The following is a 23045-nucleotide window of genomic DNA, read 5'->3' as shown; positions in this document are numbered from 1 at the left end:
TCCAGTAACCGGTCACGTCAATTCACTGCGTAGCTGCCTTTCAGCACCTGGTCGATCCTGGTGAAGGTATCGTCCAGCAGCTCATAGCGCCGGCGATACATGGCGCGTTTTTTTGAAGCAATGGTTTCCAGCGGCTTTCTGGACGAAGCCATGGGGATTTCAAAAAAGTCTTCGCGCGCAGACGGTGTCGCCCCGTGCTCAAGCCAGATCGAATCATAATTGGCGGCCAGCTCCTGGGCTTTGTGCGCACCAAAATACGGGTGGCGATGATGACGATAGACATCCCCTACCGCGTAGATTTTTCCGACGCCGATATGGCTGGCGATGTACTTGATCACTTCAATCAGAAAGCTCCTGGGTCGCAGGCCTTCGAAGTCCTTGGTGACATCCCGGTAGATGGCCAGCGATCTTTCGCTCTCGATGCCTTTATGGATGCCCTGCACGGCACCGATGAAGATGCACAGCTCACCCTCCGTGCAGCACAAGGTGAAGGCGATCGAGGCAATGCGCAGATCGCCCTGGAACAGATTCAGCACCAACTCGCCTTCACGCATGAACCAGAACGGGCGGTCCAGTACCAACGTGCAACCATCGGACCACGCCGTCAGGTCGCTCAGGACCAGGCTGTCGTCGCGCCCGAACAGCAGTAATTGCGGGCAGCTTTTCGTGACCACCTCGTAATGCGAGGCCATCACGCCCAGTTTGTCCTGGGAGTTCCAGCTTTTGCTGATGTAGGGCCAGTGGATAACGCCCAGGCAATCGCCGCCGAGTCTCTCGATGCCGGTATCGCCCAGCGCGTTGGACATGCGCCCGAAAAACAGATTCAACTCGGTCCAGTTCTTGCCCACCAATAGCACAAACTTGAGTTTGTTCTTCAATGCCCTCAGGGAATAGCCAGCGTGCACGGAGAAGACGCTTTTGACGATCATCCAATAGTCCATCGAAGTCTCACTTGTATTCGATCAATGCGGATTTGCCGGCACCGAACCTGTTCAAAAGAAACTTGACCTGCCCGAACATCTCGGGAAATTTGCCCAGCACGAGGAAGAACGCCAGTAGCCAGTTTTGCCGCGCAGGGCCAGCGCCCCGCCGGGCCAGGCGCGCGACCTGCAGCGGATAGATCAACAGCAGCAACAACCCGGGCCAGCCCAGCAGCAGCGTGGCAATGACCGTCGCCAGCGGCACGCCCAAGCCCCAGAACCAGGCGCGGCGCGACTCGCGGCGCCAATGGCGCTCCGGTGCGCCACCGTGTAGAAACGCGCCCTCGGCGAAGGCATAGCCGCCGCGTAAGGTGCGCCGCCACCATTGGCCGAAGCGGGTCATGCTCGCATCGTGCAAAGTCATTTCCGCAGGCAAGCGCCAGACCTTCCACCCCTTGGCTCGCAGCCGCACGCAGAGCTCCGGTTCTTCCCCGGCAATCAGGTCCGGGCGATACCCGCCCGCAGTGGCGAAGGCGTCCGCGCGCATCAGTGCATCGCCACCGCAGGCGCTGGTCGCACCGGTTGGCGTATCCCATTCGAGGTCGCACATCAGGTTATAAATGGAGCGCTGCGGAAAACGTTCGCGGCGCCGCCCGCAAACCACCGCCACCTCAGGCCGGGCCTCAAGAAAGGCCTGTGCATGGGGTAGCCAGCTGGCAACCACCTCGCAATCACCGTCGACGAACTGCACATGACGCATCGATGGCAACAGCCGTTGCAGCCGGGCGAAACCTTCATTGCGTGCACGTGCGGCCGTGAAGGCAATGCTCATGTCCAGTTCAACCACCTCGACACCAAGCCTTCGGGCCATCTGTACTGAACCGTCGGTGGAGCCCGAGTCGACATAGACGATCTGCTGCGCCGCACCGACCAGCGAAGCCAGGCAACGCTCGAGTCGCTGGCCTTCATTGCGACCGATGACAACGACCCCAACCCCCGTCGTCACCGTGTTCATGAGAATTGCTCGGCATCGGCAAGCTTGCGCTGCTTGATGGTCGCCGGCACGCCGACCGCCACCGAGTTGTCAGGCACATCGGTCAACACCACGGCATTGGCGCCGATCACCACATTGTTGCCGATGCGGATATTGCCCAGCACCTTGGCGCCGGTACCGATATCGACGTTGTTGCCCATCACCGGGGCGATCGGCTCCTTCACGTTCTTGAGCCCGACGACTACGCCGTTGCGGATACGGCAGTCATCGCCGAACTGCGCATAACCACTGATCACGATGCCGCCGAAATGATCGATGACGAAGTTGCGCCCGACCACCACCTCGCACGGCAGCTCGATGCCCGTTACGATCTGCACCAGCTTGAACAGCACTTTGTAGATAAAGGACAGCAATTTGCGCAGCAGCGCCGGGCGCACGCCGTAGCGCCAGCGCCCGAAGCGATACACCAGCATCACCCAGAAACCCTGGGCGCCCCAATCACCCTCGTATGCTCGCAAGTCCGCACGTATGTTTTCGAACATGGACTGACCTACCGTGTGGGTTGGCTACCGAGTTTGGTTTTACGCAACAGTGCCCAGGTCACACGTGTGTGTTGCCAACACGCCTTGATGGCGGCCCGACCGCGACCTTTCAACAAAGCCTTGAGCCCCAGGATCAGGTCGCACAGGCATACCAGCAGCATGTGCAAGGCCAACCCCGGCAAACCGTGATGCTTGCGGAAGTACAACAGCTCGCTTTCGATTTGCAGGGTCTGCAGCTGTCGGCCGTCCATGTTCAGTTTGTCGACCGACTTGGCACTCTCGCCACCGATATGCACCACCGACGTGTGGGGGTAGTAGACTACCTTCCAGCCCGCCTCCTTGACGCGCCGGCAGTGATCCACTTCCTCGTAGTAGAGGAAATAGCGCGGATCGAACAGGCCGACCTTGTCGATCACTTCACGGCGGATCAGGTAATAGCAACCGGGTACCCAGTCACACTCGCGCACCGAGGCATGATCCCAGTCCAGGTCGTCGACCAGTTTCACCCACGGGAAGAAGCGTTCAAGGCCGGCCGTCACGAGGAAGACATTCAGCGGCGTCGGAAAATAACGGCAGGACGGTTGCATCTCGCCGTCCCGACCGACCAGGCGTACACCGAGGATCCCACAATCGGGATGAGCCTCCATGTACTCCAGGGTCTTGGCCAGGGTGTCGTCGGACACAAACGCGTCGGTGTTGAGCAGCAACGCGTACTTGCCCTGCAGGTGTTCAACCAGCTGATTATTGGCCCGGCCAAAGCCGACATTGTCTTTATTGGCCAGCAACACGGCCTCTGGACAAATATCGCCCAGGCAATCCAGCGAGTTGTCCGCCGAAGCGTTGTCCACCACCAGGTAGCGTGCGTGGTCGGTACTCTTGGACTGGCGCAGCGCATTGAACATGGGCTGCAACAGACCCGCCGTGTTGTAGTTGACGACGAGCACATCCAGCGGCGCGCTACTCATTGGCTTTCTCGCCAAAGAAGTACTGCGCCCTCATGGCCTTGAGCTTGGGCTCGTAATCCGGGTCGAAGTGCGTGCCGCGCTGGCGGATGAGTTCCATCCAGGGATAGGCTTCGCAACGCTCTTCGATTTTCTTGATCAGGTCTTCAACGGTGCAGAGCACCTTCGCCGGGTTCCCGCCCACCACGACACCGGGCGGAACATCCCGGGTGACCACGGCACCGGCGGCAACGATTGAATTCGGACCGATTTTGCGGCCCGGCATGACGATGGCCTGGTAACCGATGAAACAGTTGTCGAATATATCGACCGCACCGACGGAGTCGAGCTGTTTACCCGCGCTGATTTCGAACACGCCAATCAGCCCGTCATGCCCGAATATCGTGCAATCGGACAAGCCGACGTTGTTGCCGATGCGTAATAGCGAAGGGTCGGGGATGTTGCAGCCGGGATTGATCCATACTCCCTTTCCGACCGAATGAATGCCTCCCCAGCGCGCCAGGTAGTTTGCCCATTCGAAGCCTGTGGGATGGCAAAATTTCTTGAATAAACCCTTCCCCCGACCCGTTTTATTGACGTAGTAACGTATTGCACGCTTTGCTAGCCCAATCATCCTGTCAGCCTCACAAATGTCAGCGTTTCACATCGGTACCAAGACCAGATGCACCATGGTTGTTGTTCTAGTGGCACCCTGCTTTGGTGGCTCTCCCTAAGACTGTTTCACTCAAGAATACCTGCCTGCCGCAGGGCCCATTTGATGGTTGAGGTAATCCGCCAACCGCAGCGTCAGCTGCAACAGCGGCATGGTTGGATTGCTCGCGCCGGCCGTTGCAAACACACTGCTGCCAGCGACGTACAGGTTATTGGTGCCGAACACTTTGCTGTTCTCATCGACCACCCCGAATTCAGGGGAGCTGGCCATCCGCGTAGTGCCCATGTGATGGGCATGCGGCACGACTTTGAGCGGCAGGGAAACGTCATACACCGCTTCCTCCAACTTGACATAGCCAAGCCCTTCTTCGGCAAAACACTTTGCCACCTCCAGGCCGATGCTTTTTATGGTCTCCCTGTCTTCAGGGGCGAGCTCCCAATGGACGTTGACCATTCTCATCCCCAGGTCATCGTGTTCTTGCGTCAACGAGACGCGACTGTTGCGGTTGGGAAACTGCTCGATCATCGTTCCGAGCTCCCCGTCACCGGGACAGTTGAACTTGGCAATGAACTCGATCTTGTGCGCCATGCCTGCCTTGCAGGCCAGGTTCTCGAAAAAACCCTTGATTGCCGCCAAGCGTCCATAGGTTTCCACCGCCGACACCAAGGACGCGGTGACATTGCCTTTACCGGAATGATGCTCGACCACAAACGCATCCTTGGTGAAGAACTGCCTGGCCTCCCGGCTTTCACCTTCGTTGAGGATGAAGGTACCGAGGGCGATGTTCAGGTGTTCCATGAAGCATCGACCGACCAGGCCATCCTCGGTGATAACGCCGGCAGCGGCCAATGACTTGCTGTTGAGCAACTGCCTGGCATTTTCGATCGCACCGGTGGCCAGGATGAATTGCTTGGCCGAGACACGCTCTTGCTGGCGTTCGTAATCGGACACCACGACGGCGGTGATGCGGCCGGTGTTGCTGTCGAAATCGAGGTCGACGCAATTGCAATTGATGAAGACATCCAGGCCCTCGGTCTCCTCGAGTTCCTTGGCATACTTTTGTGCAAATCGGGTCGGTGGACTGAGCAGGAAACGGTCGGCTTCGAATTCATCGCTTTTAAAGGCCGCGTTGACGGTCTTGAATCCCGAGTCCAGCGGCAAGTCCAGAATGGCCATGGCCGCTGGCAGATTGCGCTCCATCTCGGAAAACGCGATGGGCCAACCGGGCAAGTTCACCGGTGGGGACAGGGCAAAGTCGGAAGGCTCGAAGGGGCGGCAACGACCTGCCCAATGATTGGAGGTGCCACCCAGATAGCGCAGGCGGGTTTCTTCAGCGAAGACATCCAGCCCCGTCGAAGGACACTTGTAGAGGTTCTGCGAATACGCGGCATACTCGCGCCCCCCGCCCTCCAGAAGCACTACACGCCAGCCATTGCCAGCCAAACGCAAGGCCAGCGTAATGCCGGCCGGGCCTGCACCAACGATGCAGAAATCATAGTGATCGCGCAGGTCTTTCTGCGTTTGGTAGTCTTTGATCATATTTGCAGTTACCGGAAATGCGCGGCAGGTAATACCCACCCGTTGATCACGACAAACTCCGATTTTCCTGCAGTAGACCGAGCCCCAACCCCGGTAAATTTCATCGCCAGCCCCCCCAGGCTTAACAGGGCAAATGCCCGAATGAGTCCCCTGCGACTGATGACAGAGGTATTCAACACGCGTTCACTCATCACTCACGACTCCACTGGATCGAGATTTGCGTCCGAGATTCAAAGGGTGCTTCAACGTCAAGAAAAACCGGTCAAGCGCTTAAATCGAAAAGCCACTTGAAAACGACCAGCACCAGCTCCCCGCACAACGCCCCTACCACCAGCATAGGCAACACAATCAGCTCGCGCTTGATATCGAGAATACCCACGCGACGATTGACATACACAACCAACACCAAGGTCGGCAACGTATGCAGCGCGACGCCCCAGATCGCCCAATCGACCCCACCGAAAGCCAGTAACAACGGGACCAGCACCCATAACGACACCACACGGATGATGTTATCGATGGCCTGGTACTTGGTAAGCCCCAGGGCGATCCAGATTTGATTGGCCACGATGTAGCGCATCACGAAAAACGACGTCGAGAGCACGGCCATCATGTGGCCGGCCTGGGCGTAACGGTCGTCGTACAACACTTTGATGATGAGTGGACTGGTGACCCAGAGGAACCCGCAAAGAAATAGCAACGCAACGTCGACCATCATCTTGAAGCGGTAATACAAACTGCGCAGGCGCTCGAAGTCGTTGGTTCTCGCGGCTTCGCCGAAGGCTGGCAGGGCCACGGCCCCGACCACTTTCAATACGCCGGTCTGCAAAGCGCCAAGAATCAGCACGGCAATCGAATACACGCCCATTTCGAAGACTGTCATGCTGCCGCCGAAAATGATCCGGTCACCCTGCATGGACAGTACGCCCACGGCCGAAGACAACAGGATCCAGCGACCGAAGACCATCAGTTCGTGGAGTGCGGCGCGTTCCCAGCGCAGACTGTTGGACGGCCCCTCGAACCAGAAATGCCCAAGCAACGTGCTGACCAGGGCCGTGACCAGGCCGGCCGCCACCAGCGACCAGATGGAATGGGTGAAGTAACCGATGACCAGCATCACCAACAGGCCTACGACCTGGGAGACGAACTCGGCGATCACCACTTTCTTTTGCTGGAAAGCGCGGACGGCCAGGTCGACTTTCGTCGACTGGAACCCGTAGATGATCGCGGTAACACCGGTCCAGGCCAACACCATCGGCAACTCAGGGGCGGCGTAGGTGGAGTTGTGCGACCAGAAATCGATGACTTGCGAATACCAGGCAGCGGCTGCCAGCAACAGCGTAAAGGCGAACAGCACGAAGCCGCGCACGATCTGCACGGTCCAGAGGGTATTGAGGAATACCGGGTCGTCGCCGCGTGGACTCTGGAGGATGTTCTGGCGCAACCCCACATCGGAGAGCAGGTGCAGGACGAACAAAACGGTGGTAGCAATGGCGATGATGCCGAACATTTCCGGCATCAGCAGACGGGTCATCACCAGGTTGCCGCCCAGGCGTATCACTTGTGAAGTGACCAGCGCCCCCAGGTTCCATGCCCCAGCAGATATCGCTCGACGACGAAGGCTGAACGTTGGCGATATGTTAACTGACGGCATAACATCAATCCCCGTATTGAACGACTCGAAAGGTACTATAGTCGCTATTAGGCAAACCACTAGCCATTAGCCATCGCTCTCTCATCAAATAAGTCGGTAGCCCATGCCTGAGCACTTTCGCGCGTTAGTCGTCATCCTGGTCCTTGCCGGTATCGTCTTCGCTTTTGCACGGCGACCGGCGGCCGATCTGATCCCACTGAGTGATTTCACCCGCCGGCGCAACCTTTGGTTCGGATTGACGCTGCTAGCCTTTTTTTCCCATAGCTTCTGGGTGTACGCGGGCGTTACCGCAATCATTCTGGCGGTGACGCGACAGCGTGAGCGCAATCCCCTCGCATTGTTTTTCATGCTGTTGTTTCTCATTCCACCCGCCAATGCGCAGGTCCCCGGCTTCGGCCTGGTCAACTATCTTTTTGACCTGAACCATGTACGACTACTGGCACTGTGCGTGTTGCTCCCGGCTTTTCTGGCGTTGCGCAAGCGGCCGGACACACTGCCCTTCGGGCGCACACTGCCGGACAAACTGCTGCTGGCCTACCTGCTGCTGACGTCTGCGCTTTTCCTGCGCCAGACCACGCCCACCGACACCTTGCGTCAATCGCTCTATCTGTTCGTCGATGTTTTTTTGCCTTACTACGTTGCCAGTCGATCCATGAAGAATGTCAGCGACTTCAAGGATGCGCTGTTGGCCTTTTTACTCGCCGCCATGCTGCTGTCGCTGATCGGTCTCTTCGAATATACCCGCCGATGGCTGCTGTACAACGGGCTGACCTACGCCATGGGCGTGCAATGGGAAATCGCCACCTATCTCAGCCGTGGCGGCTCGCTGCGCGCCAGCGTCACCACTGGCCAGGCCATTGCGCTGGGCTATGTCATCGCCGTGGCCATCGGCTTTTACCTGTTCCTGCAGGAGGGTGTGCGCAGCAAACTGCAGCGACGACTCGGTGCCCTGCTGCTCGCTGGAGGACTGTTTGCGCCGCTGTCGCGCGGCCCGTGGATCGGTGCCGCCGTCATGATCGTCATGTTCATCGGCACCGGCCGTTATGCGGTCAGGCGCCTGGTGCTGCTCGGGGGCGCCGCCTTGCTCGCCCTGCCCCTGTTGGCCATCTTGCCCGGCGGACAGAAAATCCTTGATCTGCTGCCCTTCATCGGCTCTGTAGAAGTCGAGAACATCACCTACCGCCAGCGCTTGATCGATAACTCGTTGATCGTCATCCAGCGCAATCCATGGCTGGGTTCCTTCGATTACCGCAGCACCCCTGAAATGCAGTCAATGATCCAGGGCCAGGGCATCATCGACATCGTCAACACCTATATCGGCATCGCCCTGCAAATGGGCTTTATCGGGCTGACGCTGTTCGTGGCTTTTTTCGCCACCATTGCGCTTGGTATTCGCAAGGCGATGCGTTCGTTCCCCAAGCAGGAGGATGAGTCGCGGCGACTTGGACGTGCCTTGCTGGCGACACTGGCCGGAATACTGGTGACCATCATCACCGTCAGCAGCATTACGGTCATCCCCGTGGTGTATTGGTCGGTAGCCGGGCTGGGCGTGTCCTATGCTCAGATGGCGCGCAGGCTCAAGCGCGCAGAGACAGCAAGCAGCAAGAGTACCCTCCTACAGACCTGGTAACGCTCATGACGTGTTTTTTTTACCGCATGCCTTTGCTGTCAGTCTTTCTCCTGACCGTTGCCATTTGGCCATTGAGTACCCGGGCGGCGGAGTGGGTCGCCAGCGTGGATGAACGCAGCGGCCTGCCCCAGGTCACGCGTGGTGGCAGCCCTGCCATGGCCTCTCAATTCGTCTTTTGGGGTGGCAACTGGGACTGGGCGGATTTCACCCCCTCGCTCAAGGTGATCTCGCCCTTTGTCTACGCCATGGAGGGCAAGAGCCAGAAGCTCGATTTCGATGCGACCGGGCAGATACGCAAGCAAGACGAGCAGACGTTGAGCATCAACCTTGTGCTGGATGCCCGCAGCCTCAAGACGAACGTGATGGGCGGGGGTATCGTCTTCAACTTCGACCCGGCCCTTGCCGAAGCAATGGGTGAGCCGGTGTTGCTGCCTGGCAACCGTGGCTGGACCTGGGGCAATGCCCAGGGGCGGCGCATCGAGATGCGCTTCGAACCCGCGCTGGCGAGGGTGTATTTCGAACCGGGTGATCGATCCCAGGTGCGGGCGTTTCTCTACAAGGACCGGATCAAGCCCGGTCGCGAAAACTTCAAAGCCACGTTCAGCGTATCTGGCGATGTGGTGCTGGGGCCGACCGCCGCCGAGCGCCTTGGAATTGCGGATCCGAAAAGCTGGCCGAGCGATCGACTGGACTGGAAAACCGCACCGGTCGACCTGTCCTTTCTCAATGCCCCGGAAAAACCTGCAGGCAAGCGTGGTTTCGTCAAGGCTGTGGGCGAGCAACTGCTGTTTGCCGACAACACCCCGGCGCGCTTCTGGGGCACCAACCTGTCGGCCTATACGTTATTTCAAACACCCGACGATGCGATCAAGCTGCAGGCCAAGCGTCTCTCGGCCCTGGGTTTCAATCTGGTGCGACTGCACCACCATGATTCGTGGTGGGTCCTTCCCAACATCTTCGGTGACGGCAGGAAAGTGCATGATACCCAGCGCCTGAGCGAAGAATCGCTGAAGAAGCTCGACTTGTGGATCAAGAGCCTCAAGGATGAGGGCATCTATGTATGGCTCGACATGCACGTTCAACGAGCCCTCTGGGCTAACGACAACATCTTTGCCTTCGATGAATTGCCGAAGAACGAGTATGGCATCGCCGACCTCAAGGGCTATGCGTACGTAAACGAGACGATCCAGCGGGCCATGAAACGCTTTGCCAAGGATTATCTGAGCCACGTGAACAGCTACACGGGCCTGGCCTACAAGGATGACCCGGCGGTTGCCGCCGTGCTGATCACCAACGAAAACGACATCACCCAACACTATGGCAACGCCCTGTTGCCCGACAAGTCCGTGCCCAAGCACAACGAACTGTACATGAAGGCTGCCAAAGCCTTCGCCAAACAGCACAACCTGCCTGAAGACCAGACCTGGCGATCCTGGGAGCCTGGCCCCGCCAAGCTGTTCCTCAACGACCTGGAACGGCGCTTCAACGTAGACATGATCGAGTCGTTGCGCGAGACCGGCGTGAAAGTGCCGATTGCCACGACCAGCAGTTGGGGCGGCAATGGCCTGAGCGCCCTGCCCGCCCTGACCGCCGGTGACGTGGTCGACGTGCATATCTACGGTGGCCCGGGGACCCTTGAGAAAAACCCGCTGACCAGCGCCAGCCTGGTGGACTGGATTGGCGCCGGCCAGGTCGTCGGCAAACCCCTGACCGTCACCGAATGGAACAACGAACCCTTCCCGATAGCCGACCGCCACTCGCTGCCTCTGTACATGGCCGGCACGGCCAGCCATCAGGGCTGGGATGCGCTGATGCAATATGCCTATAGCCAGGAACCACTCACCGAGCAATCGGAGTCAGCCGGCAACTGGCACGCCTACAACGACCCGGCCATGTTGGCCACCCTGCCCGCCGCCGCCCTGCTTTATCGTCGCGGCGACGTTCACGAAGCCAAGACCACCTATGTCTTCGCGCCGACACCAGAAACCCTGTTCAACCAACGCATTACACCCGACAGCTCGGCCCTGCTGCGCACCGCCATGGAGAAAGGCAAGCTGCAAATCGCCATGCCACAGACGCCGCAACTGCCCTGGTTGCAACCGGGCATCATCGCCAGGAACGCACAGGTGTTCCACGACCCGGCACAGTCTCTATTGGACGCCACGGCCAGCGAATCCACCACGGACACCGGTGAACTCAAGCGCAACTGGAAACAAGGCCTCTACACCATCGATACGCCTCGCACCCAGGCGGCCACCGGCTGGATCGGCGGCAATTCGATCCAGTTGGGCAATATCCAGGTGCAACTCAAGACCGCCTACGCCAGCGTCGTGGTGCAAAGCCTGGACGGCGTGCCCGTCGGCAAGTCCGCAGACCTGCTGATTTCCCTGGGCACCCGGGCTGTCCCCAAGGACAACGACAAGACGCCTTTCCATGTCGAGCCTCTGGAGGGCACGCTGTCCATCCAGGCCCCCCCGGGCTTGACGCTGTTCACCCAGGGCGGCCCCCTTGGGCAACTGGGGAAACTGCCTGCCACCTACCTGGATGGCCGCTACACCATCAAATTTGACGGCCTGCAGGCGTCCAATTGGTTATTCCTGAAAAAAGCATCGCAAGCGAGTGAAAATCTGAAGTGACGGCAAAGACCTTTTAAAGGACGGGTCAGCCGCCTTGCGCTGACACCGCAACAATATCAAGGAGAGGCGGCATGAAATTCCTGGTGATTGGCGGCGCAGGCTACATCGGTTCACACATGGTCAAGCAGTTGCTTGGCGCGGGGCACGAACTGGTGGTGGCGGACAACTTTTCCACGGGCTATCGCAGCGCGTTGCTGGGCGGAACACTGGTCGAGCTCGACATCGCCGACGCCCAGGCGCTGGACGCCTTGTTCGCCAGCCACCACTTCGATGCCGTGTTCCACTTCGCCTCCTTCATACAGGTGGGCGAATCCGTCACCGAACCGGCCAAGTACTACCAGAACAACCTGGCGGCCACCCTGACGCTGCTCAAGGCCATGGTTCGCGCCGGGGTCAAACGCTTCATTTTCTCCTCGACCGCCGCCGTTTATGGCGACCCGCAATACGTGCCCATCGATGAAGCGCACCCCAAGGCCGCGATCAACCCCTATGGTCGCACCAAGTGGATGGTGGAGCAGATGCTGGAAGATTTCGACCGCGCCTACGGGCTCAAGTCGGTCTGCCTGCGCTACTTCAACGCCGCCGGCGCGGACCCTGACGGGCAGTTGGGTGAACGCCATGAACCGGAAACCCATCTGCTGCCGCTGATCCTGCAGGCCGCTTCCGGACGGCGCAAAACCATCACCGTCTATGGCTTTGACTACGACACGCCGGACGGCACCTGTATCCGCGACTACATCCACGTTTGTGACCTGGTGGCCGCGCACGCCCTGGCCGTGGACTATTTATTCAAGGGTGGCAGCAGCACGGCGTTCAACCTGGGCAATGGCCAGGGCTTCTCGGTGCAACAAGTGATCGACACCGCGCGCCGCGTGACCGGCCGGGACATCTACATCGGCGAAGCTTCACGCCGCGCTGGCGACCCGCCACGGTTGGTGGCGGATGCGTCCAGGGCCAAGACACTGCTGGGCTGGCGACCGCAATACGCCCGGTTGGAACAGATCGTGGCGCATGCCTGGGAGTGGGAGAGGAAGTATCCCTGGCATTGAAGGCACTACTGTAGGAGCGAGCGGGCAGCGATCCGACTTCCCGGCGAAGAACGATAATGCGGACTACCAGATACACCGTAGCGCCTGGTGCGCGGGCAAGTCGGATCGCTGCCCGCTCGCTCCTACAGTAGATCAAGCACATCCGCGAGCGACAGGTCGGCTGTTAGGCCGCCTTCGCTGGCAAACCAGCTCCTACAGAAAAGCAGAATGGCGTACACCCGCTTTTCACCACTCATCAGGCCGAGCGTTAGCTCGCCTTCAGCTCTTGATCTTGATCTGCCGGCCCCTTCGGCAGGCTGAGTGGAGGTGTTCATCCGGGGGGCGGGCGCGTAGCGCCGTGCGGCGAAGCCGCACACATCGAGAGGAGGTCGAAGCGAAGCCGACCGGAGGCGATGCCCCTGGATGGACACCGGAGCGAAGGAACCCCGAGCCTTAGCGAGGGGCCGGACGCTGGGGCAAGACTTTTTGGTTCCTTTTGTGGCGTTTGACAAAAGGGACTCGCCGTAAGGGCGAAACCATAAGTGGCCGTTACCGCAGGAATGGATATGTACACCTGTAAGACAAACACCAGCGATCAAAAAGTCAGTCGGTATAACTCAGTCCCGAGGCCCTACCCTGCTGAACCCGCCCACGCGTAGCCAGGCAGTAATAGAGCGGACACGTCACCACCAACCCCACCAACCAGGATAAATCCGCACCCTCGACCAGATTGGCATAAGGCCCCACATACAACGACGTGTTGGCAAACGGCAACTGCACAATGATCCCGATGAAATACGCCACGATCGCATGCAGATTGAAGCGCCCATACATCCCGCCATCCGCACGGAAAATCGAGGCAATGTCATACCGCCCACGCTTGATCACATAGAAGTCGATCAGATTGATCGAAGCCCATGGCACCAGCACCAACAGCAATGCCAGGATCAGCCCGATGAACTGCGAGATGAAATCCGCCGAAGCGCCCAATGCCACCACACAGCAACCCGCCAGCACACCGCTCGACAACATCACGCGCACCTTGATGCTCGGCGTCCACTGACTGGCGAACGTCTGGATCGAGGTGATGATCGACAGCACCGCGCCATACAGATTCAAGGCGTTGTGGCTGATGATATTGAGCAGGAACAGCACCATCAGGATCGGTCCCAGCCAACCGGTGGATTGCTTCACCGCGGCCATCGCTTCAGTACCTTCCGGCGTCGCCAACACAGCCACCGCACCGAAGGTGAAGGACAGGATCGTGCCCAGGGTTGCCCCCAGGTAGGTGGCCCAGAACGGCTTGGCAATCCCGATATCCGCCGGCAGGTAACGCGAATAGTCCGACACGTAAGGCGAAAAGCTTATCTGCCAGATGATCCCCAGGGACACGGTGGCCAGCCAGCCGGACAGGTTAAAACCACCCCGGGTGAAAAAGTCCGCCGGCAGGTCATGGGCGAAGATGTAGAGGAACCCGGCGAGCAAGGCGCTGCCCATGACCCAGGTGCCGATGCGGTTGAGCGAATGGATGAAGCGGTAACCGATCACGCCGATCGCCGTGGCGCTGAGCGCTCCGATCAGGATGCTCGCCGGCACCGGTACCGAGGGCGCGATGCCGACAATCGACTTGCCCGCCAGGACGATGTTGGAGATGAAGAAGCCGACGTAGATCAGTGCGGCGAAGAACACGATCAGCAACGCGCCATAGCGGCCGAACTGGCCACGGCTCTGGACCATTTGTGGAATGCCCATGCGCGGCCCCTGCGCCGAGGCCAAGGCAATCACCAGCCCGCCCACCATGTGCCCGAGGGCAATCGCCAGCAGCCCCCAAAACAGGTCGAGATGGAACACCTGGACCACCATGGCACCGGTAACGATGGGCAGCGGCGCGATGTTGGTGCTGAACCACAGGGTGAAGAGATCGCGGGCCTTCCCATGGCGCTCTGCGAGTGGAACGTAATCGACCGTGTGATTTTCAATCAACGGGTCTTGCCGGGACATCTGGGACATATGCATGAACTCGAGTTTGTCTGTTCTTATCTTTGTATGAAGCCAAACCGGGGGGACTCTCTGGCCGCCCCTCAGATGCGCACCATATTATGGTATTCCAACATTTGCACAAGACTGATTCGGTCTTTAAGCGCCCATCTGATCCGGCATCCTCCGGCCAATCTGCACCTATTGCCTAGCTGAAAGCCCCGCAAACACTGACTTAAAGACCAAAGGCATACGTTTATCGGACGACCAAAAAAGCCCTTGCAAAAGTTGTATTACGGTATACCATCAGACCTACAAACTCATAAAAACCACGTTCCACTCCCGAGGACAGTCCAATGATCGATGCCGCCATCTACAAACAAGTCATGGGCTCGTTCCCGTCCGGCGTCTGCGTGATCACCACACTCGATGACGATGGGCAGGTCGTCGGCCTGACCGCCAGCGCCTTCAGCTCGCTGTCGATGGACCCGGCCCTGGTGCTGTTCTGCCCTAACTACAGCTCGGACTCCTACCCGGTCCTGATCAGGAACAAACGTTTCGCCATTCATGTGCTATCCGGCGGCCAGCAGAGCGAAGCCTATGCCTTCGCACGCAAGGGCAAGGACAAGGCGCAAGGCATCGAGTGGACGTTGAGCGAACTCGGCAACCCGATCCTGGCCAACGCCACGGCGGTTATCGAATGCGAACTGTGGCGCGAGTATGAAGGGGGCGACCACGCGATCATGGTCGGCGCAGTGAAGAACCTGATCGTGCCCCAACACAATGCCAGGCCACTGGTGTATTGCCACGGCAAGATGGGTGCCTTGCCCGTTCTGGCCTGACACAGCAAAAGATCGCAGCCTTCGGCAGCTCCTACAGGGAGTATGTGAGCTTTTGTAGGAGCTGCCGAAGGCTGCGATCTTTTGATCTGATAGATTTTGCAGTATAACCGTATTATGGTATACCAATAATCAACAGCCCCGCAGTCGACGGGTCGACCACAAGAGATTCGAGGTAGCGTCATGAAATTTTCCCTGTTCGTACACATGGAACGTTGGGACGAAAGCGTCAGCCACCGCCAGTTGTTCGAAGACCTGACCGAATTGACGCTGATGGCCGAAGCCGGTGGTTTCAGCACCGTATGGATCGGTGAACACCACGCCATGGAATACACCATTTCGCCAAGCCCGATGCCACTGCTGGCGTACCTGGCTGGCAAGACCACCACCATTCATCTTGGCGCCGGCACCATCATCGCGCCGTTCTGGCACCCCATCCGGGTCGCCGGCGAATGCGCACTGCTCGATGTCATCAGCAACGGTCGCATGGAAGTGGGCCTGGCCCGTGGTGCTTACCAGGTTGAATTCGACCGTATGGCCGGCGGCATGCCAGCTTCCTCTGGTGGCCAGGCATTGCGCGAAATGGTCCCGGTGGTTCGAGCCCTGTGGCAAGGCGACTACGCCCATGACGGCGACATCTGGAAGTTCCCGACTTCCACCAGCGTGCCCAAGCCGATCCAGAAACCGAACCCGCCGATGTGGATCGCCGCCCGTGACCCGGACTCGCACAACTTCGCCGTCGCCAACGGCTGCAACGTGATGGTCACGCCGCTGATGAAAGGCGACGAAGAAGTCCTGGACCTGAAGAACAAATTCCAGACCGCCCTGGACAACAACCCGGACGTGCCGCGCCCACAATTGATGGTGCTGCGCCATACCCACGTGCATTCGGTCGACAATCCCGAAGGCTGGAAGGTCGGGGCCAAGGCGATCGCCAAGTTCTACCGCACATTCGATGCCTGGTTCGGCAACAAGGAAACCCCGGTCAACGGCTTCCTGGCACCGAGTCCGGAAGAGAAATTCGCCGGCCGTCCAGAGTTCGAACTGGAGAGCTTGCACAAGACCGCGATGATCGGCACCCCGGAAGAAATCATCCCGCGCATCAAGTACTACCAGGAGCTGGGCGTCGACGAGTTCAGCTTCTGGTGCGACAACAGCCTGCCGCATGCCGAGAAGAAGAAATCCCTGGAACTGTTTATCAAGCACGTAGTGCCAGCGTTCCGCTGAGCCCACCCCCTGTGGGAGCGAGCCTGCTCGCGAAGCGATCTGACAGTCGACATTGATGTTGGATGTGAAACCCTCTTCGCGAGCAGGCTCGCTCCCACAAGGATTGTTGAATGATGTCCAGGTTCGATTTCCATGCTCAATAATGGTCATCTCCGGTCACTCCCCCTTCCCTCCGGCGCCGCGCAGGCTTACCTGCGCGGCGAATGGACCGCTTCGCATATCCATTTGAAGCGCCTGCCCGCCAGTGTTTCCGCCAAGCAGAACGGCTTCTGGCAACCCGTTTACTGAGCCTGCCCAAATAGAAAGTCACGCACGCCATACCGCTTCATTGCGCGGTATGCACCGTGCATTGTGCTTCGGCTCATGATCAGGTTTGCCCCATGAACAATAACAACGCTCTGTTGATCATCGACATGCAACAGGAGGACGGTTTCGTCCTCGAACACTTCGACAAGGTGGTGGCCAATACGGCCTATCTTCTCGATACCGCCCGCCAGCAGCGGGTCCCGATCCTCTACACCCGCCACATCAATCAAGCCGATGGCAACGACTTGCCACGCGGCGAACCCCGTGCGTGCGATGGCGGTCCGAGCGGCTACCGCGCTGGCACCCGCCAGGTAGAGATCATCGAGCGCCTGGCCCCGCGGCCTGATGAAGCCATTATCGACAAAGGCCGCTACAGCGCCTTCCACCGTACCGACCTGGATGCCCGGCTCAAGGCGCTGGACGTCGACACCCTGATCATCAGCGGCGTGCTCACCGATGTCTGCGTGCTGACCACGGTGTTCGATGCGTTCGCCCTGGGTTATCACACTCGCCTGGTCAGCGACGCCTGCACCACGACCACCTTGGCCGGGCACTACTCGGCCCTGTTGATCATGGTCAACTGGGTCTACTCCCTGGAAATCCTCACCAGCAGTGAATGCCGGCGCGCCCTGCAAAACCTCGACTACTTGAGCCTCAATCCCGAGCACCCGGACCTGTTCGCCCACCAGCCCCATGAGCTGCCAGGCACCATCGCCCGGCTGCAAAACCACCTCGTGCGGACTCAGGAGTAATCGCCATGCAAGTCGAAAAAAGAAGCATCGATTTCATTCCCGAAGCCGAACGCCATGGCCGGCCAGGGTCGCTGTTCTTCATCTGGTTCGGCGCCAACATGAACATCACCACCATCGCCTCCGGGGTACTGCCGGTAGTGATGGGGCTCAACCTGTTCTGGAGCGCCCTGGCAATCGTCGTCGGCTCGCTGCTGGGGGCGATTTTCATGGCCTCCCATTCCGCCCAGGGGCCAAAGCTGGGCATCCCGCAGATGATCCAGAGCCGTGCGCAGTTCGGCGTACTCGGGGCGGTGTTGCCGCTGCTGTTCGTGATGCTGATCTACCTGGGGTTCTTCGTCAGCAACACCCTGCTTGCGGCGCAGGCGCTTGAGTCGGCCAGCCCGTTGCCGGCAAGCGGCAACATCTACCTGATCGGCGCCTTGTGTTTCGTGGTTGCGCTGTATGGCTATCGATTGATTCACCGTTTGCAGAAGCTGCTGTCGATCCTCTCGCTGCTAGTGTTCGCCGCCGCCACGTTGCTCGCCTTGCAACTGACGATCCCGGCCGAACAATGGCTGCCGACGGGCTTCTCGCTGTCGAAGTTCCTGGTGGCGGTGAGCATTGCCGTGACCTGGCAGCTGTCCTACGCGCCTTACGTCGCCGACTATTCTCGCTACCTGCCAAGCCGCGCGAGCGCCGCACAGGTGTTCTGGTACAGCTACGCCGGCACGGTCAGCGGCGGTGCCTGGATGATGATTCTCGGGGCGATCCTGAGCGTCGGGATCGGCGACTTCTCCAGTAATGTCGGAGGCCATGTTGCCGGGCTGTTTGGCAGCGGCGCGATCCTGCTATTCGCCTTCATCGTCTATGGCCAGGTGTCGATCAACGTGTTCAACCTGTACGGGGCGTTCATGTCGACCATCACGGTGATCGAACCCTTCGCGCGCTTGAAGGTGACGCCACGGGTACGCGGCCTGTTCATGCTGGTGATCAGCGTCATAGCGACCGGACTGTGCACCATCAGTCAGGACGACTTCATCACCTTCTTCCTCAACTTCATTTTCTTCATGAGCTACTTCCTGATTCCTTGGACGGCGATCAATCTGGTGGACTTCTATTGCCTGCGCAAGGGTGAGTACCGGATCGATGACATCTTCGACCTCAACGGGATTTATGGACGGGTCAACTGGATCGCCTGCGGCAGTTTCGTCCTGGCGATTGCCTTGGAGATTCCGTTCATGAATACCACCCTTTACGTCGGTCCGGTCGCCACAGCCCTCGACGGTGTCGACCTGGCCTGGCTGGTGGGCTTGCTGGTGCCGGCCTTGAGTTATTACTGGCTGATGAAACTCGGCAAGCGGGCCGAGCGAATCGGCGAACTGTCCTGACCCATCCCTGAAGACCACGACGCCGGATGCCATGCCCGGCGTCGTGCCCTGGCCCCGGACATTGGTCAGCACACTGAATCCTGCGGTGTACGGGTGGTGCATGGCTGCCATCAACTGGTAGCCTGAGCATCCTTGCCTGCACGTCCCTGATCAATCATCGGGGCGCGACGACACCTTGATGATCGCTATACCTTCACTCAATCCAGACAACGGTGACCTACCTTGACCAGCACCAACCCCGCACTGGCCCGCGATATCGACGGCAAAGCAATCTCTGCCAAGGTTCTCGACGAGGTTCGAGAAGAGGTTCAGGTCCTGGCCCGCCAACAGATCTACCCCGCCCTGGCCGTATTGCTTGTCGGTGAAGACCCGGCCAGCGAGGTGTATGTGCGCAACAAACTGCTGCGGGCCAAGGAAGTCGGCATCCGTTCACTGGAGTACCGCCTGCCGGAAATCGCCAGCCAGAACGACGTGCTGCAACTGATCGCGCAGTTGAACGCCGACGTCACGGTGAACGGCATCCTGGTGCAATTACCCCTGCCGGCCCACATCGATGAAGCGGCGGTGATTCATGCCATTGACCCGATCAAGGACGTGGATGGTTTTCATCGGGAAAACGTCGGTGGACTGGTTCAAGGGATCGAAGTATTGACACCCTGCACACCCAGCGGCTGCATGCGGCTGCTGCAGGAAACCTGCGGTGACTTGAGTGGCCTGCATGCAGTCGTCATCGGCCGTTCGAACATTGTCGGCAAACCCATGGCGACGCTGTTGTTGCAGGCCGATTGCTCGGTCAGCGTGGTGCACTCGCGCAGCGTCGATGCGCCGACATTGTGCCGGATGGCGGACATCGTGGTGGTCGCGGTGGGTCGCCCACAGATGATTGACGCCAGCTGGCTCAAGCCCGGGGCGGTGGTGATTGATGTGGGGATTAATCGCATCACCACCGCATCGGGCACTCGACTGGTCGGCGATGTCGATTACGCCAGTGCGCGCACTGTCGCCAGCGCAATCACGCCGGTGCCGGGTGGTGTCGGGCCGATGACCATTGCTTATCTGCTGAAAAACACCCTGGTTGCCAGCCAGTTGCAGCGTGGGGTCCGTACTCGCCACTCGATGCCACTGTAGGAGCGAGCCTGCTCGCGATGGTCTCAAGGGCGCCGCGTGTACCCAGACAACACGCGTTATCGTTAACGACCATCGCGAGCAGGCTCGCTCCTACAGGAAGAGGTAGATCACTGTCGATCAGTGGTTGTAGGCCCGCTCATTGTGCTCGCCCAGATCCAGGCCCAACTCCTCCACCGACTCATCGGCTCGCAGGCCGACCACGACATTCACCACTTTAAGAATGATCCAGCTGATGACGAAGCAATACACCGTCGTCAGCGCTACACCCTTGATCTGCGCCAGCACCTGCCCGCCCATGCTCACGCCTTCCACCAGCCCGCCCAGGGACGGCACGCAAAACACACCGGTCAACACTGCGCCGATCATCCCGCCGATGCCGTGAAGGCCGAACACGTCGAGGCTGTCGTCATAACCGAAGCGGCGCTTGAGCACGGTGACGCTCAAGTAGCAAAACACCCCGCATAACAAACCGATGGCCAGGGCGCCGCCCACGCCCACATAGGCACACGCCGGCGTAATCCCCACCAGACCGGCCAGGGCACCACTGGCCAGGCCCAGTGCACTCGGCTTGCCGACCTTGAACCACTCGGTGAACATCCAGCCAAGAATCCCGGCGCACGCTCCCAGCTGGGTATTGAGCATGACGATGCCGGACGTACCACTGAGGCCGCCACCGGAACCGATGTTAAAGCCAAACCAGCCGACCCAGAGCATCGCTGCACCGGCCATGGTCAGGCTCAGGTTGTGCGCAGGCATCGGGGTATTTTCATAGCCCTTGCGCTTACCCAGGATCAGGCAGGCGGCCAGCGCGGCGACACCGGCATTGATGTGCACCGCGGTGCCACCGGCAAAATCGAGGACTCCCCAGTTATGCATCAAGGCCCCCGCACCACCCCAGACCATGTGCGCCACCGGGGCGTACACCAGGGTGAACCACAGCGCCATGAACAACAGCGCCGCGGAGAATTTCATGCGTTCGGCGAAGGCACCGGCAATCAGCGCCGGGGTGATGATGGCAAAGGTCATCTGGAAGGTCACGAACACCCCTTCCGGAATCTCCCCGACCAGGCTTTGCGGAGTCATTCCGGAAAGGAAGGCACGGCTCATGCCGCCGACAAAACTGTTGAAGGACACCTCGCCCTCGACCATGCCCGTGGTGTCGACCACCATGCTGTAGCCATAAATCACCCACAACACGCCCACCAGCCCTGCGATGCCGAAACACTGGGTGAACAACGACAACATGTTTTTCGCCCGCACCAGGCCGCCATAGAACAGGGCGAGACCGGGCAAGCACATGAACAGCACCAATACCGCCGCCATCACCATCCAGGCCGTGCTGCCGGTGTTCAACGTGGGCGCATCGGCAGCTTGCGCCAAGGGCACCAGCGCACCACTCGCCAATAAGCCAACAAGGGATTTGCCGAGAAGACGATTGACCATGTTCAAAGCTCCTGCAATGGAAATGGGAAGTGTCGGCAGCGAGCAAGTGTTGGCGCGTGAGCCTCTTGGCGGGCCCCCTAATCTGATCGTTCCCACGCTCCTGCGTGGGAACGATCCAAATCAACCTCAGAAACCGGAACCCGGGATCCAGCTTGTCCCCGCCAGCGGCACCCGCGCCATGGCCGCCGACTCCACCGTCAACGCCACCAGATCCTCCGGGTCCAGGTTATGCAGGTGCGACTTGCCGCACGCCCGGGCCATGGTCTGGGCTTCCAGCACCAGCACCCGCAGGTAATTGGCCAGGCGGCGACCACCTTCCACCGGGTCCAGGCGCTTGGACAGCTCCGGGTCCTGAGTGGTGATCCCTGCCGGGTCACGGCCGTTCTGCCAGTCGTCATAAAAGCCTGCGGCTGAACCAATCTTGTGCAGTTCTTCATCCAGCCGCGGGTGGTTGTCGCCCAGCGCAATCAGGGCCGCCGTGCCAATGGCCACCGCGTCCGCGCCCAGCGCCATGGCCTTGGCCACGTCGGCACCGTTGCGAATCCCTCCCGAAACGATCAGTTGGACCTTGCGATGCATGCCCATCTCTTGCAAAGCCTGTACCGCTTGCGGGATGGCCGGCAAAATCGGAATCCCAACGTGCTCGATGAACACTTCCTGGGTCGCCGCCGTGCCGCCCTGCATGCCGTCGAGCACGATCACGTCGGCCCCGGCCTTCACCGCCAGCTTGACGTCGTAGTACGGGCGACTGGCGCCGATCTTGACGTAGATCGGCTTCTCCCAATCGGTGATTTCGCGGATCTCGGCGATCTTGATCGCCAGGTCATCCGGGCCGGTCCAGTCCGGATGACGGCAGGCGCTGCGCTGGTCGACACCGATCGGCAAGGTGCGCATGCCGGCCACGCGCTCGGTGACTTTCATGCCCAGCAACATGCCGCCGCCACCGGGTTTGGCACCCTGCCCCAGGACGATTTCGATGGCGTCCGCCTTGCGCAGGTCATCCGGGTTCATGCCGTAGCGCGATGGCAGGTACTGATAGACCAGATGCTGCGACTGCCCGCGCTCCTCCGGGGTCATGCCGCCATCACCGGTAGTGGTGCTGGTACCAGCGATGGTCGCACCACGGCCCAGGGCTTCCTTGGCATTGGCCGACAGCGCACCGAAGCTCATGCCGGCGATGGTCACCGGGATCTTCAGGTGGATCGGTTTCTTGGCGAAGCGGTTGCCGAGGATCACATCGGTGCCGCACTTTTCCCGATAGCCTTCCAGCGGGTAGCGCGACACGCTGGCGCCGAGCAGGAGCAAGTCATCGAAGTGCGGGACCTTGCGCTTGGTACCACCGCCGCGAATGTCATAGATGCCGGTCTCGGCGGCGCGCTGGATTTCCTGGATGGTCAGGCGGTCGAAAGTCGCGGACTCGCGCAGCACTGGAGGGGTTTTCTCATTCAT

The 23045-nt window shown here is 59.8% G+C and carries 19 protein-coding genes; 9 read left to right on the top strand and 10 right to left on the bottom strand.

Going from position 1 to position 23045, the window contains the following annotated elements:
• Positions 1–17: 17 nt before the first annotated feature.
• The 7 genes from AC3WWR_RS09040 to AC3WWR_RS09010 form a co-directional block, all read right to left on the bottom strand.
• Entirely contained in the window at positions 18–929 is a 912-nt protein-coding gene (locus AC3WWR_RS09040) for a DUF535 family protein (RefSeq protein WP_020799623.1), read from the bottom strand.
• Positions 930–948: 19 nt separating this feature from the next.
• Positions 949–1926, bottom strand: a complete 978-nt coding sequence (locus AC3WWR_RS09035; protein WP_033039832.1) for a glycosyltransferase family 2 protein — start codon at positions 1924–1926, stop codon at positions 949–951.
• A 5-nt stretch (positions 1927–1931) separates the two neighbouring features.
• The gene (locus AC3WWR_RS09030; protein WP_020799625.1) at positions 1932–2456 is read right to left on the bottom strand and encodes a serine O-acetyltransferase; all 525 of its coding nucleotides are present in this window, start codon (positions 2454–2456) and stop codon (positions 1932–1934) included.
• 8 nt (positions 2457–2464) lie between these two features.
• The gene (locus tag AC3WWR_RS09025; protein WP_168758357.1) at positions 2465–3421 is read right to left on the bottom strand and encodes a glycosyltransferase family 2 protein; all 957 of its coding nucleotides are present in this window, start codon (positions 3419–3421) and stop codon (positions 2465–2467) included.
• The gene (locus AC3WWR_RS09020) at positions 3414–4031 is read right to left on the bottom strand and encodes an acyltransferase (RefSeq protein WP_020799627.1); all 618 of its coding nucleotides are present in this window, start codon (positions 4029–4031) and stop codon (positions 3414–3416) included. Before AC3WWR_RS09020 ends, AC3WWR_RS09025 begins: the two co-directional genes overlap by 8 nt.
• A 111-nt stretch (positions 4032–4142) precedes the next feature.
• A complete protein-coding gene (locus AC3WWR_RS09015) occupies positions 4143–5609 on the bottom strand; it encodes an FAD-dependent oxidoreductase (protein WP_489325468.1) in 1467 nt (488 codons plus the stop codon).
• 262 nt (positions 5610–5871) lie between these two features.
• Positions 5872–7263 carry an oligosaccharide flippase family protein gene (locus AC3WWR_RS09010; protein ID WP_033039089.1) on the bottom strand — a complete coding sequence of 464 codons (1392 nt, stop codon included), beginning with the start codon at positions 7261–7263 and terminating at the stop codon, positions 5872–5874.
• Positions 7264–7366: 103 nt separating this feature from the next.
• Between AC3WWR_RS09010 and AC3WWR_RS09005 the strand changes: the two genes are divergently transcribed.
• The 3 genes from AC3WWR_RS09005 (at position 7367) to galE (ending at position 12578) form a co-directional block, all read left to right on the top strand.
• Positions 7367–8893, top strand: coding sequence for an O-antigen ligase family protein (locus AC3WWR_RS09005; RefSeq protein ID WP_020799630.1), 1527 nt, complete (start codon positions 7367–7369; stop codon positions 8891–8893).
• 5 nt (positions 8894–8898) lie between these two features.
• A complete protein-coding gene (locus AC3WWR_RS09000) occupies positions 8899–11529 on the top strand; it encodes a glycoside hydrolase 5 family protein (RefSeq protein WP_050511540.1) in 2631 nt (876 codons plus the stop codon).
• Between the two features lie 71 nt (positions 11530–11600).
• Positions 11601–12578, top strand: a complete 978-nt coding sequence (gene galE / locus AC3WWR_RS08995; RefSeq protein WP_492598651.1) for a UDP-glucose 4-epimerase GalE — start codon at positions 11601–11603, stop codon at positions 12576–12578.
• A 582-nt stretch (positions 12579–13160) separates the two neighbouring features.
• On the opposite strand, the gene AC3WWR_RS08990 is transcribed toward galE, so the two are convergent.
• Positions 13161–14567 carry a purine-cytosine permease family protein gene (locus AC3WWR_RS08990; RefSeq protein WP_033044482.1) on the bottom strand — a complete coding sequence of 469 codons (1407 nt, stop codon included), beginning with the start codon at positions 14565–14567 and terminating at the stop codon, positions 13161–13163.
• A 323-nt stretch (positions 14568–14890) separates the two neighbouring features.
• On the opposite strand from AC3WWR_RS08990, the gene AC3WWR_RS08985 reads away from it, so the two are divergent.
• The 6 genes from AC3WWR_RS08985 to folD all read left to right on the top strand — a co-directional run bounded on the left by AC3WWR_RS08985 (position 14891) and on the right by folD (position 20153).
• On the top strand, positions 14891–15376 hold the full coding sequence (locus AC3WWR_RS08985) for a flavin reductase family protein (RefSeq protein WP_033044483.1): 486 nt from the start codon (positions 14891–14893) through the stop codon (positions 15374–15376).
• Positions 15377–15556: 180 nt separating this feature from the next.
• Entirely contained in the window at positions 15557–16600 is a 1044-nt protein-coding gene (locus AC3WWR_RS08980) for an LLM class flavin-dependent oxidoreductase (RefSeq protein WP_020801142.1), read from the top strand.
• A gap of 132 nt (positions 16601–16732) precedes the next feature.
• Positions 16733–16888 carry a hypothetical protein gene (locus AC3WWR_RS08975; RefSeq protein WP_020801141.1) on the top strand — a complete coding sequence of 52 codons (156 nt, stop codon included), beginning with the start codon at positions 16733–16735 and terminating at the stop codon, positions 16886–16888.
• Positions 16889–16980: 92 nt separating this feature from the next.
• Positions 16981–17658 carry a cysteine hydrolase family protein gene (locus AC3WWR_RS08970; RefSeq protein WP_020801140.1) on the top strand — a complete coding sequence of 226 codons (678 nt, stop codon included), beginning with the start codon at positions 16981–16983 and terminating at the stop codon, positions 17656–17658.
• Between the two features lie 5 nt (positions 17659–17663).
• A complete protein-coding gene (locus AC3WWR_RS08965) occupies positions 17664–19025 on the top strand; it encodes a purine-cytosine permease family protein (RefSeq protein ID WP_033044484.1) in 1362 nt (453 codons plus the stop codon).
• A gap of 222 nt (positions 19026–19247) precedes the next feature.
• The gene (gene folD, locus AC3WWR_RS08960; RefSeq protein WP_020801138.1) at positions 19248–20153 is read left to right on the top strand and encodes a bifunctional methylenetetrahydrofolate dehydrogenase/methenyltetrahydrofolate cyclohydrolase FolD; all 906 of its coding nucleotides are present in this window, start codon (positions 19248–19250) and stop codon (positions 20151–20153) included.
• Between the two features lie 117 nt (positions 20154–20270).
• Here folD and AC3WWR_RS08955 read toward each other — a convergent pair whose 3' ends face one another.
• Together AC3WWR_RS08955 and AC3WWR_RS08950 are read right to left on the bottom strand one after the other, a co-directional pair.
• On the bottom strand, positions 20271–21596 hold the full coding sequence (locus AC3WWR_RS08955) for an ammonium transporter (RefSeq protein WP_020801137.1): 1326 nt from the start codon (positions 21594–21596) through the stop codon (positions 20271–20273).
• Between the two features lie 126 nt (positions 21597–21722).
• On the bottom strand, positions 21723–23045 hold the full coding sequence (locus AC3WWR_RS08950) for an FMN-binding glutamate synthase family protein (protein ID WP_020801136.1): 1323 nt from the start codon (positions 23043–23045) through the stop codon (positions 21723–21725).

This window comes from Pseudomonas sp. EB271-G4-1, from assembly GCF_058791355.1.
The sequence above is the reverse complement of the archived record's forward strand: the minus strand, read 5'-3'. Positions and strand labels throughout refer to the sequence as shown.